The organism is Vibrio sp. STUT-A11 (assembly GCF_026000435.1).
Taxonomy (GTDB): Bacteria; Pseudomonadota; Gammaproteobacteria; order Enterobacterales; family Vibrionaceae; genus Vibrio.
In genome coordinates, this window is sequence record NZ_AP026763.1 from 1958452 (window position 1) to 1972993 (window position 14542).

Consider the following 14542-nt stretch of genomic DNA (forward strand, 5'->3'; position numbering starts at 1 on the left):
AGTAAAAAAGTCGCTACGAATCACAGTTCAAATAGATGCACAACGCGCCATGAGTGGCAAATCATGTTTAGACCGCTACTCTCTAGTTTCTATGCGATACTGCATTTCGATGAGCTGATGTTCACCAACAATTTCAACCTCTCGAATAAACTCAAAACCAAATTTCTCATAGTAATTTCGTAAATAACCATGAGCGTGAATTTCGATACAGCTTACCCCATCATTTCGAGCGTAATCCATTAGCGCTTGGACAACTTTAGACGCGATTCCCATTCCTCGATAAGGTTCTGTTACCGCGACTCTGGCCATAACGGAAGAGCCGCCTTCTTTTATCGTTAAACGTGCCGTTGCAACTAAAGCGTCCTTATCCTCTACCAATGCATGAATGGAACCTTCATCTAATCCATCTAGGTCTAACTCTCTCGGTATCTGCTGCTCAACAGTAAACACCTGATAACGAATAGCTTGTGCTTTTTTAATGATCTCTGAGCTGTTCCCAGTAATGATTTCCATACTAACTTCTTTTAATTACCTAATGCCCATTCAACGCCGTGCGCTGCATGGATTTCCGTGGTGTCATACAAAGGGACCGATGTGTCACTTTGCTTGACTAATAATGCAATTTCAGTACATCCCAGAATCACCGCTTGGGCGCCCTGAGCGTGTAAATTGGCAATGATTTTCAAGTAACGGTCTCGGGACTCGCTTTTTATTTCACCCAGGCAAAGCTCTTGATAAATAATATCGTGAACGACGGTTTGCTCATCGGCAGTAGGAACAACCACGTCTATGCCAAATTTCTCTGAGATCCTGCCCTTGTAGAAATCTTGCTCCATTGTAAAACGCGTTCCCAACAGACCAACTTTGGTGACACCGTCTTGAACCAGGCTCTCTGCGGTCGCATCCGCAATATGTAAAATTGGTATAGATATCTGCGACTCAATTTCTGGTACAACTTTATGCATTGTGTTCGTGCATATCATTAAAAAATCTGCGCCACCACGTTCTACTGACCTCGCTGCTTCGGCAAGGATCAAAGCGGTTTCTGACCATTTCCCTTGATGCTGGAGTTTTTCTATTTCATCGAAGTCGACACTGTATAAGCAGATCTTTGCTGAGTGTAAGCCACCTAACCTTGACTTAACGCCTTCATTCAGTGCTTTGTAATAACTGGCGGTGGATTCCCAACTCATTCCACCTAACATGCCTACTGTCTTCATTTATCTTCCTTTGTTATCGATAAATTTCTGGATATTCATTGTGCCTCCATGCGCATAACTCCCTGCTAGCACTTTAACTTTTTGCCCACTGTTTAAGCAAGCCTTGCATACTTTTCCCTACAAGAACAATGAGGACCGCACCGACCAAAACTGGCGTGATGATAAAAGCCCACCCTTGCCCAGATAACATAATCAACAACGGATTTGCCCCTGCTGGCGGATGCGTGGTTTTCGTCACTAGCATCAGACTCACTGCAATACCAGTAGCCAGTGCCAGAGTCAGAGGTGAAACACCAATATATTGAGTAAAAAACACTCCTACAAATGCAGTAATTACATGCCCAAATATGACATTTTTAGGCTGCGCCAACGGACTCTCGGGTACGCCAAAAACCAGTACAGCCGTCGCTCCAAAAGGTGCCATAAGCAGCGCTACATCACTCATTGTGGAATCAAAAAATGAAAGTAACCCTATTGCCAGAAATGCCCCAATGCCTGCGATAACAGATAAACCAAAATTCTTCATACTATTCCCCTAATGAAAGTAGACCAAATTGTCTACCAAACTAAAATAGACAAATCGGTCTACTTTTGTCAAACTACTTTTACAGGAGGAGCCTTATGAGTAAAAAACGTCAGTTATTAGTGGATACCGCGTTATCGCTTTTTTATGCCAACGGAATTAACACTATTGGCATCAATGAAATTTTGAGTGTCTCTGGCGTGGCTAAGCGCACGCTTTACACCCACTTTGCAAGTAAAGAAGCGTTAGTACTGGCTGCTTTGCAACAAAGGCACGACACGTTTTCTAACTGGCTGGATCAAAAACTGTTCGGGGCTAAATCAGACAAAGAAGTAATAGATAAGTTATTTTCAGCGCTTGCGAGTTGGTTCAATAGTCAAGAACCTGCGTTAGGAAAGTTTAGAGGCTGCTTTTTTATCAATACTTCGGCAGAATTCAGTGATTTGAATAGTGAGATCGCACGTTTCTGTGGGCATCACAAAGAAGAAGTCCGACAAATCATCGCCAGTCATCTAAAAAGTACGGAGAGTACGTTGCTAAATGCCATTTGCATTTTAAAAGAAGGCGCGATTGTCACTGCGCATGTAAGTGGAAATAGCCAAGATGTTACCCATCAATGTATTCAAATTCTGAACAAAATGATTGACGATTAACAGCAGTTGGAGAGAGTAAATAAAGTACGCGAGCTTATTGAGTTGTGACGATTCGAACGATGCCCCATCGCAAAAACACGGCATCATCAAGGAATAACTAACCTATAGAAACTTTACTCTCTCATCAATACACTCATAAGACCCCATTTCGAACTCGCGACATATCCAGGGACGGTTTTCATATATTGAGCACATGTACGTTTCTCTGTCTAAAGCCGCACACCAACCATCATCAAGCCTCATCATGGTTTCACCACCATACTGGTCGCGGGAAATGAATTGCTCTGGAACACCTGTATCGGAAATGATCATCACTTCGAGGCGGCAGCAACACGCTTTGCAGTTTGAGCAAGACGGTGCTTCAGGAGAGGTATTTTTAATCGGTATATTCATGAGTAACTACAATTTCGTCAATTGTGCATGATACCTTAAATCTAATATGACTTTCGGAACTTTATAAGGAATATTTACGCTAGCATTGATTAAGAATGGCTAATTTATAAATAAACTGCACAGCAAACACGCTTTTAGGCTCGCTCTACCTTAGTGACAACAATTCTTTACTTGGTTTGTCAGAACTTACCTGAGACAATGGTCACAACTTACTACAGGCGAAACAATATGAAACTTTTAGTCCGCAATCTTGCGCGAACCACGACCGAACATGAAATTCGTGTTCTTTTTTCAGCCTACGGCACCGTCACTGAGTGCAATCTAGTATTAGACCAAGAAACTGGGCAATCTAAAGGCTTCGCATTCGTTGAGATGCCAGATAAAGATGAAGCGAAAAATGCACTTGAAAACCTTCATCACACTAGCGTAGCCAAAAACAAAATCCGAGTTAAATTCGCTCAAAACTAAGCAGCTTTCGGAGCCTGGTTAACCAGGCGTTATGGCAGGTTCCGAACTTTAATCTCACCAGCTTAACCCTTACCCCCTGTCCAATATCTTCGCTAGACCAGATAAAAAACGCAACGCAGATCCAAATGATGTACGTTGCGGATATCAATTAATTTACTGACTTTTAGCTGATATTACCTAAGCCATGATATGGGTAGCGCAAAGCTTATTACCCGCAGGATCACGTAAGTAAGCAAGGTACATCTCACGCGGCCCCACCGTTCTTACACCTGGAGGATCTTCACACTCAACGCCACCACTTTCCAGGCCAGCTTTATGCCATAACTCGACTAACTCTGGGCTATCCACTTTAAAGCCGATAGTCATGCCGTTTCCTGACGTTGCTGCTTCGCCGTCGATTGGCGCAGTAATAGCAAAAGTCCCCTCAGGGTGAAAATAGAAGCAACGCCCGTGAGCATCTAAGACACCTTCTTGGTAACCGAGCACCGACAAGATAGCATCATAAAATTGTTTGGATTTATCGACATCATTTGAGCCAACCATAACGTGACTAAACATTTATACTTCCTTTTTAGAGTGTTGTTGAACTAACCTACTTTGCTATATCAACTTTCTTATGTCTATTGATGCATTGTTAAGGTGTGAAGCACGTAATATGGTATTTTATATCTTGCTAATATAAACAAAATTCAAAGGGTGAATACGGAGAAACCACCGAACCTGCTTCCTCCGATTGAGCGTCGTATTAACCACCGATGTGGCAGGCAAATCCCATGGATTCTACTCTACGTTTGAGTTGCTGGATTTTTTCATCAGGGTTCGATGCCGTATCTTGCATAGGGTAAATACGCCCTAAAAGAGAGTATTTGTTTTCACCAAAACTATGGTACGGAAGAAGATGAATGGTATCGACATTTGACATGAGTTGAGCGAATTCGCCAATCGCCTGGATTTCTTCTTCGTTATCATTAAACCCTGGAATAATAGGCACACGGACCACGACTTTAGTAATAAATGAAATACGCAGGATGTTTTCAAGAATGATTCGATTATCAACACCTGTGCCCTCTTTATGAACATGAGGATTAATGGCTTTAATATCGACTAATGCTAAATCAATCCAAGGGAAAACATCTTCAATGGCTTGTTTTGAACCCAGCCCAGTAGTTTCTATCGCAGTATGCCAACCTTTCTCTTTGCACCCTTTAAGTAACTCTCGGGCAAATTCAGGCTGAGCTAAAGGTTCACCACCTGACAAAGTAATCCCGCCACCCGCTCTGCGAAATAAATTTTCGTCTTTTTTGAGTTCAAGCAACACTTGCTCAACACTCATTCGCTTTCCTTTGATTTCAAGCGCACCAGTAGGGCAAACATCAACACAAGCACCACATTCATTGCATTTTTCACGATCAATGAAATGTGGGTTTGAGCGAGAAATCGCCCCCGCTTTACAAACATCAATGCATTTACCACAGCTCACACAATCATTTGATTTAAAAATCAATTCTGGCTTAGCTTGTTGTGATTCAGGGTTGCTACACCATTTACAAGAAAGTGGACATCCTTTAAAAAAAGAAATGGTTCGAATTCCTGGTCCATCATGTAACGAATATCGCTGTATATTAAACAAGACCCCTTCAGCAGTGTAATCGACTTTATTCATGACAGTCTCTCGTTATTTTTGATAAAAATAGGCCGCTTACTTACGTCACGGCCTATTTATTATTTTTAGAAATTACAATTGCTGCTCTGTACGACTAATAATGTCGTCCTGAACTTCTTTCGCTAGTACCACGAATTGAGCACTGTAACCTGCAACACGAACAACCAGATCTTGGTGTAGGTGTGGTTTTTTCTGTGCATCGAGTAAACGTTCACGGTCGATAACGTTAAACTGTACATGCATACCTTTACGGTCAAAGTAGTTTCTTACCAAACCGCTGAAGTTACGTAACCCTTTCTCACCAGCCAATGAAGAAGGCAGGAATTTTTGGTTGTACAAGGTACCGTTTGAAGCGGTGAAGTGGTCCAGTTTCGCTACTGAGTTCGCCGCAGCCGTTGGACCAGAAACATCTTTACCTTGGCGTGGAGAAACACCATCAGCCAAAGGCTTAGTCGCTAAACGACCATCCGGCAGTGCCGATACATTCTTACCAAACAGAACATTAGCGGATACCGGGTAGATACCAGCCTGGAACTGACCACCACGAGTATTGGTGTATTTCTCTACTTCGTCACAGTAAATAGATGCACAACGGCGAGCCACATAGTCGACATCATCAATATCGTTACCGAAGCTAGGCGTACTCTCTAAGATAAGACGAATTTCTTCGTGACGAGAAATGTTACCTGACGTTGGAGCAGCTTGTGCAGATGCGTTCGATAGCTGACGAAGCACTTCTTCTTTGATGGCTTCAGGGCTTAGCGATCCTTTTTGCGCAATAATCTGCTGAACCACGTTGTAGACGTCTTGTTCATCTAATGACATGCGTCCAGCCGCTGGTGCGCAACCACCTTCTGCATAGCCAAAGTTTGCATCTAACGCATCTTTAAGCTCTGTCATTGTCAACTTGCGCTCTTCAAAGACTTGCTTCTGCATGGCGTAAACAGAGTCACCCGTATCTGCGACACCGAACGCCTGAGGACCTGTATAGTTATAAATTGCACCGCCATCTTGCAATGACTTACCGCGACCAATACAGTCGTCAACCAAGGCAGAAAGGAAAGGCAACGGGCAACGTTCGGCGTGTGCGATATCGACACTATTACAAGCTTCAACCAACTTGCGAACGAAGTACTTAACTTGCGCTGTGAATGCATCAAAGAAGTCTTCAATATCGGTAAACTGAGTCATATCTTTGGTCACAGGGCCAACTTGTTTGTTGTCTGCTCGACCGCTGTTTAGCGTGATTTCTAATACCTTGGCCAGGTTAAAGAACGCAGCGTCGTGCCAACCTTCAGTACGGTGTGGTGCTTGTGGTTCTACACAACCTATGATGCAGTAATCACGAGCATCAGCCAGCGACACGCCACGGTTTTGTAGTGACGGGATGATAACTTCATCGTTATACATTGCCGGAACACCAAGACCAAGGCGAACCACTTCACAGGCACGGAACAAGAACTCGTCCGGTGTACCCTGCCATACACGAATAGAAAACGAAGGGGCAGGTAACTGAACATGCGCGGTCGCTTCCATACACATGTAGCTCAGTGCGTTCGTTGCGTCTTTACCCTCTGAAGTTTGACCACCAACACATAGGTTTTGGAATACCGCGTAACCGGCGAATGCCTGCGCTGAGACTTCATCACGTGTTTTGTTGATGTCGTTGAGTTTTATCCAACAGCAATCCACCAGCTCTTGAGCAAATACTGGGTCAATCGATTTGTCTGCTTCTAAATATGGATACATGTATTGGTCAAATCGTCCTGGAGAGATAGAGTGACCGCTTGATTCAATTTGCAGCATGCTTTGCAGGAACCAGAAGGTTTGACATGCTTCCCAGAACGTTGTGGCACCGTGCTCAGGTACACGACGACAGTTTTGGCTGATTTGTTCCAGTTCGCGTTTGCGTTGTGGATCAGATTCGACTTGAGCTAGACGCGCGGCTTCATCTGCATAACGGTGTGCGTAAACAATCCCTGCTTCATAACTGATGATGATCGCGTGATAGAACTGTTCTTTTTTAATAAAATCTGGCTCTGTGCGATCGAGTTTAGATAACGCTTCTTTGACTTGCTCAATAACGCCACGGAAACCAACTCGCAAGACTTTACCGTAATCGACGCAGACGTGGCCAACGCCACCATAGAAGTAGTTACCTACGCTGAATACGCCTGCACCCATTGCTTCATGGGTTTCTTCAGACATGTAAGATGCGGCAAGCTCACTGGTTGTTTTACCTGGCCAGTATTTGAATGCTTCATGTAGCTCTTGCGCGGTCTTTTTCTCAATAATGAATGGATCCGCTACGCGGTGTTCCATTGTTTCGAATTCTTTTTCTACCCAATCGTAAGAGAACTCAGGGCAAATTTCCGTTGAACGAGGGTTAATCGTTACCGCACCAACAATCAATTCATCTTTACGAATGGTCACAGGTAGTTCAGTAAAAATCTTTTCAACAACTCTTGCTCTTCTCATGATCGCTGGAAGATGCTCATTCGCTTTATAAGCTTCAGTTGCCAGAACTGCACGCTCAGATTCAACGTACGGCTTAGCGTCAAGAATCATTTGTTTTAAGCGCAGAACGCGATCAGTTGGATTAGAAAAACCTTTCTCTAACATAATGTTACTCCGTAATTATTATTCAGTAAGATCACGAGATCAGACTTCAATTATTTTGTCGTGCGGCAATTTCTGTATTTGGGTAAATATTGCTACTGCTTCGTGAACGAAAAACGAAAGAAATTGCGCAATATTGAAGGATGTGCTTTCCGCATTGATGCCTTCACCTATTTCTTTATCGTTAATCCATTAAAAGCTGCTCAAGTCATCTTCAATAGTGCGCATCGCTTCATTCACCGCTGAAACTTCCCCAAAGACGGCAAGTGCGGTGACGTGCTGAGGGCATGTACCCGTGATTTCCGTCACCGCGACATCCGCACACTTACTCGCCAAATCGGCACAGTAGTAAAGATCAGGGATGGGCAACATGATTAATCCAATCGCATCAATACGGATCAGACCCAAGCGCTGACGAAATTCCGAGGACACACGGCGTTTGAGCATGGCAAGAGTATCTGGCCCTGGTGCGTTAATTATGCGTGTTTTCATCGTTCTATTGCCTATCTCTTAACTTAGTCACATTAATATTCAATCAGTTAACGAATATTCAATGCTTCAACCATGACACATCGACGGTAGCGGGCAAAAGAGCGAGCTGATGTAATGCCTTCGCCCGTTGGCCCTGCGATAGTGAATGTTGTATGACCTTCACCACCAACACCGATACCTGAATAAGATGGACCGTTTTTCACAAAAATTGTGGTTTGAATTGAACGAGCCATTTTGCTTAGTTTCTCAACGTTAGTAGAGTGCATGATTGCGGTATGACGGTTGCCATGCTCCACTTTAATTGCCAAGTCTATCGCTTCATCTACGTTTTCAACTCGAACAACGGGCAGAATCGGCATCATGAGTTCATGTACAACAAATGGGTGATTTCTTTCTGTTTCGATTAAAATCACTTTAATATCGTCGCTCACTTGAATATTCAATTTATCCAGGATGTAACGAGCACCTTTACCGACGAAAGAAGTATTAGGGCCTGTCCCCTTTTCGTTCAGAACCATCGATTGCAGTTGTTGAATCTTCTGTTTGTCACACAGTAGATAAGCGCCACTTTTCTTCATGCAATGAATCAAGTAGTCAGCGACTTCATTGACAACAATGACTTCTTTCTCAGCGATACACGGCAAGTTATTGTCGAACGCACAGCCGTTAATAATGTCTTTTGCTGCTTTTTCGATGTTCGCGGTCTCATCAACCACAGCTGGAGGGTTACCTGCACCAGCACCGATCGCTTTCTTACCAGTAGACATCACGGTTTTCACGATCGACGGGCCACCAGTCGCAACAAGCATATTGACTCTAGGGTCGTTCATCATTGCGTTTGTGTTATCAATCGACGGCTCTAAAACCGTCACCACCAAGTTTGCCGGAGCGCCGAGTTCAGCCAGTTTTCTATTGATCAGATCAACAGCTACGAGTGAGACGTTACGAGAACGTGGATGTGGGCTGTAAACAACCGTGTTCCCTGCTGCCAACATACCAATACTGTTGTTAATAATGGTCTCAGTTGGGTTCGTCGTTGGTGTGATTGAACCGATCACGCCGTAAGCAGAAAATTCAGTCAATGTCAGGCCTGAATCACCGCTTAATGCTGAAGTGACAAGATCTTCTGTACCTGGTGTTTTGGTTGCTGCAATACGGTTTTTCGTAACCTTATCGGCGTAATTGCCCATGCCCGTTTCTTCGACAGCCATGCGAGAGATTTTTTCAAGAACATCCTCTTGAGTGAACACTTCTCTAATACCTTGGACGAAGGCTGCGCGATCGCCCATGGTACAATGACGGTATTGGACTTGAGCATGTGAAGCTGCGCTGATCGCCTCTTCCATTGACGCAAAACACCCTAAGTATTCTGCCGAGCCATGATTAGCACTCTGGCATTGAACACTCTGAGGCTTAGCCTGATTTTCAGCCAGTATTTGAGAAACGATATTCTCAATATTGCTGTTTAAATCGGGTGCAGTTTGAGTTTCTGGTTGTTTCACCATATTAGCGGCCAAAGCTTGAGAAACGATGCTCTCTAAACTGGCGTTGGAACTGGATGAAACTGGCTCTGCGTTCTGCACCGTAACGTTTGTATATTTGCTCAATACATTTTCAACGGCATGAGCAATTTCTTGTTCATTCATTCTTCCTACTCCTTACAACAAAATTGAATTTCAGGGATCGCTTGAAATTTAAATGTAAGGAGTTGTAGATGACTGAAGCGGCGCTGAGTCCATAGTACCAAGTAGCTGTAGGCCCACATCACGAGCGGTAAGTACTGCCTGACGAACGGCACCTGAGTCTCCGGCAAACGTAAACGTCACTTCGTTACTAAAACAAGTGCCTTTGGCTGGAGTTGAATAACCGATTGGATCAATCACAGCAGATTTCGCCGCAGCATCCGCAATAACAACGCCGATCGCTGCTGGTGACGCACAAGTCATACCAAATGATTTGCCAATTGGCGCACCAAACGCTTTGTTAAGTGCGAAGCTTGCACGCGCGGTATATTGGAATTCTAGGTGGCCTGCAACGTTGCCATAAACATCACCGAAAGTGCGGTTGATTTCAGACAGTGTTACTTCCACAGCGCGACGTACATCGGATACATCATCAGCACCGAAAATGATTAAGCACCCATGACCACCGCCGCCTTCTGTATCGCGAGCAAGTTCGACAGCAACAACTTCACTATTGGTTGCTTTTACCGCTTCATCTGCCGCAAAAATATGAGGACCGGCACCATTACGAGCACCAACGATACCGATAGAGCGATATTTCTTATCGATGTTCATCACTTCATGTAGCTGGCTATCAACACTAGCAACAACAAGACCAATAGTGCGACCTAGGTCAGTGGTTCCAACAAATTCAGTCAGACCACAGCTGGCGACATGTGCCACTGCGTGTGCTGCTTGTTCTTGTTGCGCTGGCTGTTGTTTGTTCATGACCTCAGAAATGATCTGTTCAACAAAATTATCTTTCATCGTCAATTTCCTTCCGTTCTATTACTGAACTGTTTTTGGCAAGATTTTTTCAACTTCAGTATGGGGGCGAGGAATAACATGAACAGAAACAAGTTCACCTACTTTGCTAGCAGCAGAAGAGCCAGCATCCGTTGCCGCTTTGACCGCACCAACATCACCTCGAACCATCACTGTGATTAGGCCTGAACCAATTTTCTCGTAGCCCACTAGTGTTACGTTTGCTGACTTAACCATGGTGTCCGCAGCTTCAATTGCAGAAACCAAACCTTTTGTTTCAACCATACCTAGAGCTTCTTGTTGCATAAATACCTCGAGTTTTTTAAATGATGACTTTTCTGGCAAAGTATCCCTATAAGAGCGTGTAGGCTTTGCCTTATTCATTAAGCGATTTCATAGTAAAAGTACTGAGACAAAATGTTTTGCCTCGAATGAGGATTCTTTTGTTGAACAAAGAAGAGAAAGGCAATAATTTACAGCGATCTATCTCACATTAAACTTTTAATTAAAGGAAGGAGTTAGATGAGATAATGGAATGAGTTGGATTTTTCGCAGTTGTAACGGGGAATAAGAGAAATAAAGTGGTGATCGACGGTTACGCTTATCAATAAAAATTAGATTTAATATTTACTGACGATAAAAAAACAGGACAAATTTGTCCTGTTAATAATGGCGAGATTAATTCAGAGTGACCGAAAGTCAAAAATAAATAACAGAACAATGATATTTTACCGTTCTCATTGAGACGAAAAATAAAATAGACAAAACGGTAACAGTCAGCAGTAACAACCTTAAATAAGGTGCTGCCACATATCTGGATGTGGCTTAGCCACCACCATACTATGTACCAGTAGCCCTTTATCTCCGGCGCTCTTACAGCCGACTTTGACGGCATTATTAACATCGCCAATGTCGCCATTGACAACAAAATAACACTTACCACCAATGCCAAATGCCATATGCACTCGAACTAAGGTCACATTTGCCGCTTTCATTGCTTCATCTGCCGCTGCAATACAGGCTGCGACACTAAAGGTTTCGACAACCCCGACCGAGCCTTTTGCTTCAACAGGTGTTACTCCTGAAATGGCGGGTAAAATACTAGGATCAATTTTAGGTAAAATAAAGCTGTCCACCTTTAAGTGCCCTGCTAACATTTCACCATGATCGATCGCTTGTTGAACAGCACCCACATCACCGGTAATCATGACAATATACTTACCAGGGCAAATCGTTTTCGAACTCAACACTTCTACACTCGCACTTTTTAACATGCTATCTGTGACTTCGACGCCTTTTGCAATGCTGCTCAGTTCAAGTAAACCAATGGTATCTTTCATCATCTACCCCTTTGAATCGTAATATATTGAGCGTCAACCGAACTTACGGTGCCACTGCAACTTGCGTGTACACCTAAACTCAAGGCATCAGGCTTCGCTTCGACAAGCTTTTGCCCGGCTTCCACTTTATCGCCAACCGTTACAATCGGATGACCTGCGGCACCAATATGTTGGCTAATCGCGACCTTGACTTGCTCGTAAGGGAAGTCAAACGGAAGCATCGGTGCATCTTGGTAATACGGTGTTAAATTCAGGCGAGAAACTAAGCGCGACGTTGGCACGAGACGGTATTCTGCCATCGGATCGGCGTCTCTGAGTTCTCCACTATATCGAGCGCCCTGAGCACGCAATTGCTGCTTCAATATTTTGTTCACTCGCATCGGAGAAATATTGACCGGACAGGCATAACCCTCACACAAGCTGCACTCTGAACACGTTAATGCAGATAAGAAGGTGGATGGCTTGGACAAATCCTTATAATTCGTTGCTCTGATCACCAGATTTGGGGCGATTTCATGGCCAATTAAGTGACGCGGACACAACTCGGTACAGAGTGAACACTGCTCACAGACCATCTTCGCCATATTAAGAATTTGCTCATCCGTTTTCAGACGACGCTGAATTAAAATGTGATCACGCGGCAGAACTAAAAGTGCCCCGGTCGTTTTCGTCACGCATTGATTTAAATCTTCAACTAATGCGCCCATCATTGGCCCACCGTTAATCACCGCAAACTCATCAACGGTTGCCCCTCCTGCGTAATCGAGCAGTTCTTGAAAACGGATGCCTAAAGGGACAGTGATGGTCATTGGATTTTGCACACAACCATTAATCGTAAGTGTACGCTCGAAAACACCTTGTTCATGCTCTACCGCGTGGCATACGTTAATCAGGGTTTGTACATTATTGACAATCACGCCGACCGTTATCGGTAACTGTGCAGGCGGAACACGACGACCAGTTGCCATCCAAATGGTAATGACTTCATCACCCGCTGGATAAACATCTTTGAGAATATGGATACGCATATTCGGTGTTAATAAAGGGGTTAATGCCTCAATCGCCTTTTGATATTTGGCTTTTAATGCGATCACGCCCTCTTTGGCCCCTGTGGCTTTCATCGCATAACTGAGTCCACGGATCATGTCAGCCGCTTTTACGACCATCAACTGTTGATCCACTTTTAGCATCGGTTCGCATTCTGCCGCATTGACGAGGAAAATTTCCGCCTCAGATTGCAGTTTTACATAGGTAGGGAAGCCTGCGCCACCGGCACCGACAACCGCTGCATTTTTTACTCTTTCAACAATGGTATTTTTATCATACTGGTCTAGATACGACTGGCTGATAGTGTGTTGTTCTTTCATCATATTGCCTCAACGATTAAGCAATTTTTTTGACCGTTTCTTTTACCTGTTGCTTGGCTAAGTCTGCAGCATCTTGCGCAATCATTTTTTCTTCATTGGTTGGCAAAACAACAATCGCAGGTGAGTCTTGTGTCGATACAACGCCCCATTTACCTCTTGTTGTTGACGCGTTTTTCTCTTTATCTAATTTAAAACCAAATACCGCGAGTTTTTGTATCGTCAGCTCTCTGATCAACACTGAGTTTTCACCAATACCACCAGTAAATACCAAGGCATCAATACGATCTAACGACGCTAAATGACCACCGATATGACGCGCTAAACGGTGAACGAGAACATCTATGGCTAACGCTGCTCGTTCGTTACCTTCTAAGCGGGCCTGCTCCAACTCACGACAGTCACTTGAAAGACCAGAAACCCCCAATAAACCAGACTGGCTATTGGTTAAGCTATACACAGAATCCAGTGATTGTTCGGTACGATTCGCGATATAAACCGCCGCACCAAAGTCCAAATCACCGCAGCGCGTGCCCATCGCTAGGCCTTCCAGTGGTGTCATTCCCATTGATGTATCAACACTTTTGCCGTTTTTAACCGCACAAACAGAGGAACCATTACCAAGATGCGCGACTATGATGCCGTGATTATTTGCATCAAGTTCCAGACGCTTAACAGTTTCTAAGGCAATGAAACGATGAGAGGTACCATGGAAGCCATAACGCCTCACTTTATGCTCGTCTCTAAGTTCAAGAGGAATCGCGTAGGTATACGCATCTTCTGGCATCGTTTGGTGAAAAGCGGTATCAAATACCGCGATATTTGGAATATTCGGCAATAGCGACATCGCTGTTTTAATCCCAACCAGGTTTGCTGGGTTATGCAGCGGAGCCAGTTCAGACAACTGGTTTATTTGCTCAATGACCTCATTTGTAACAAGAGCAGAGTCACTAAATTCGCTACCACCGTGCGCAACTCGGTGACCGATGGCGCATAACGAGTCCATTAGTTCTAAGCTCGTCATCGTTGCAAATAGTTTTTCTAGTGCCGCGGCATGAGTACCTTGTTGTAATTCAAAGAGCGTCTTGTTTCCTTCAGAATCTTTGATTGAAATAAACGCATCGGACAAGCCTAACTTTTCTGCAATACCCGACAAAACAGGCTCATCATTTCCTGTTGGTAAAACAGAGAATTTCATCGAAGATGAGCCACAATTAATAACTAAAACACGAGATTCTGACGACATGATTACCTCAAGAGCGAATAAATTTTGAAAAACAATGGGGGATGAAATACTGTAATTTTTTATTAGCTCACGGCT

16 protein-coding genes are annotated in these 14542 nt (G+C 43.9%); 2 read left to right on the forward strand and 14 right to left on the reverse strand.

The features are described from left to right. Nucleotides 1-75: 75 nt before the first annotated feature. The 3 genes from OO774_RS09245 to OO774_RS09255 all read right to left on the reverse strand — a co-directional run bounded on the left by OO774_RS09245 (nt 76) and on the right by OO774_RS09255 (nt 1746). Nucleotides 76-513, reverse strand: coding sequence for a GNAT family N-acetyltransferase (locus OO774_RS09245; protein WP_264901774.1), 438 nt, complete (start codon nt 511-513; stop codon nt 76-78). Nucleotides 514-524: 11 nt separating this feature from the next. Then, nucleotides 525-1220, reverse strand: a complete 696-nt coding sequence (locus OO774_RS09250) for an aspartate/glutamate racemase family protein (RefSeq protein WP_264901776.1) — start codon at nt 1218-1220, stop codon at nt 525-527. Between the two features lie 73 nt (nt 1221-1293). Then, nucleotides 1294-1746 carry an HPP family protein gene (locus OO774_RS09255; RefSeq protein WP_264901778.1) on the reverse strand — a complete coding sequence of 151 codons (453 nt, stop codon included), beginning with the start codon at nt 1744-1746 and terminating at the stop codon, nt 1294-1296. A gap of 95 nt (nt 1747-1841) precedes the next feature. On the opposite strand from OO774_RS09255, the gene OO774_RS09260 reads away from it, so the two are divergent. Next, nucleotides 1842-2396: a TetR/AcrR family transcriptional regulator gene (locus OO774_RS09260; RefSeq protein ID WP_264901779.1), complete on the forward strand. Its 555-nt coding sequence runs from the start codon at nt 1842-1844 to the stop codon at nt 2394-2396. A 102-nt stretch (nt 2397-2498) separates the two neighbouring features. On the opposite strand, the gene OO774_RS09265 is transcribed toward OO774_RS09260, so the two are convergent. Next, the gene (locus tag OO774_RS09265; RefSeq protein WP_014232048.1) at nt 2499-2789 is read right to left on the reverse strand and encodes a YkgJ family cysteine cluster protein; all 291 of its coding nucleotides are present in this window, start codon (nt 2787-2789) and stop codon (nt 2499-2501) included. A gap of 228 nt (nt 2790-3017) precedes the next feature. Here OO774_RS09265 and OO774_RS09270 point away from each other — a divergent pair, with 228 nt between their 5' ends. Continuing rightward, on the forward strand, nt 3018-3257 hold the full coding sequence (locus OO774_RS09270) for an RNA-binding protein (RefSeq protein WP_264901780.1): 240 nt from the start codon (nt 3018-3020) through the stop codon (nt 3255-3257). Between the two features lie 177 nt (nt 3258-3434). On the opposite strand, the gene OO774_RS09275 is transcribed toward OO774_RS09270, so the two are convergent. From OO774_RS09275 to tdcD, 10 genes are all read right to left on the reverse strand, one after another. Continuing rightward, nucleotides 3435-3815 (reverse strand): VOC family protein, encoded by a 381-nt coding sequence (locus tag OO774_RS09275; RefSeq protein WP_264901782.1) that lies wholly within the window; start codon nt 3813-3815, stop codon nt 3435-3437. Nucleotides 3816-4002: 187 nt separating this feature from the next. Next, nucleotides 4003-4887 (reverse strand): glycyl-radical enzyme activating protein, encoded by an 885-nt coding sequence (locus tag OO774_RS09280; protein ID WP_269469165.1) that lies wholly within the window; start codon nt 4885-4887, stop codon nt 4003-4005. 105 nt (nt 4888-4992) lie between these two features. Further along, nucleotides 4993-7542, reverse strand: a complete 2550-nt coding sequence (grpM, locus tag OO774_RS09285) for a glycyl radical diol dehydratase GrpM (RefSeq protein ID WP_264901785.1) — start codon at nt 7540-7542, stop codon at nt 4993-4995. A gap of 189 nt (nt 7543-7731) precedes the next feature. After that, the gene (locus OO774_RS09290; RefSeq protein ID WP_014232053.1) at nt 7732-8031 is read right to left on the reverse strand and encodes a BMC domain-containing protein; all 300 of its coding nucleotides are present in this window, start codon (nt 8029-8031) and stop codon (nt 7732-7734) included. Between the two features lie 47 nt (nt 8032-8078). Then, nucleotides 8079-9677 carry an aldehyde dehydrogenase family protein gene (locus OO774_RS09295; protein ID WP_264901787.1) on the reverse strand — a complete coding sequence of 533 codons (1599 nt, stop codon included), beginning with the start codon at nt 9675-9677 and terminating at the stop codon, nt 8079-8081. Between the two features lie 48 nt (nt 9678-9725). Further along, nucleotides 9726-10520, reverse strand: a complete 795-nt coding sequence (pduB, locus tag OO774_RS09300) for a propanediol utilization microcompartment protein PduB (RefSeq protein ID WP_264901789.1) — start codon at nt 10518-10520, stop codon at nt 9726-9728. Between the two features lie 21 nt (nt 10521-10541). Beyond that, nucleotides 10542-10823 (reverse strand): propanediol utilization system shell hexameric protein GrpH, encoded by a 282-nt coding sequence (gene grpH, locus OO774_RS09305; protein WP_014232056.1) that lies wholly within the window; start codon nt 10821-10823, stop codon nt 10542-10544. Between the two features lie 485 nt (nt 10824-11308). Further along, nucleotides 11309-11860 (reverse strand): BMC domain-containing protein, encoded by a 552-nt coding sequence (locus OO774_RS09310; RefSeq protein ID WP_269469166.1) that lies wholly within the window; start codon nt 11858-11860, stop codon nt 11309-11311. After that, nucleotides 11857-13227, reverse strand: coding sequence for a 4Fe-4S dicluster domain-containing protein (locus tag OO774_RS09315; RefSeq protein WP_269469167.1), 1371 nt, complete (start codon nt 13225-13227; stop codon nt 11857-11859). Before OO774_RS09315 ends, OO774_RS09310 begins: the two co-directional genes overlap by 4 nt. A 13-nt stretch (nt 13228-13240) precedes the next feature. Then, entirely contained in the window at nt 13241-14467 is a 1227-nt protein-coding gene (gene tdcD / locus OO774_RS09320; protein WP_264901791.1) for a propionate kinase, read from the reverse strand. Nucleotides 14468-14542: the final 75 nt, after the last annotated feature.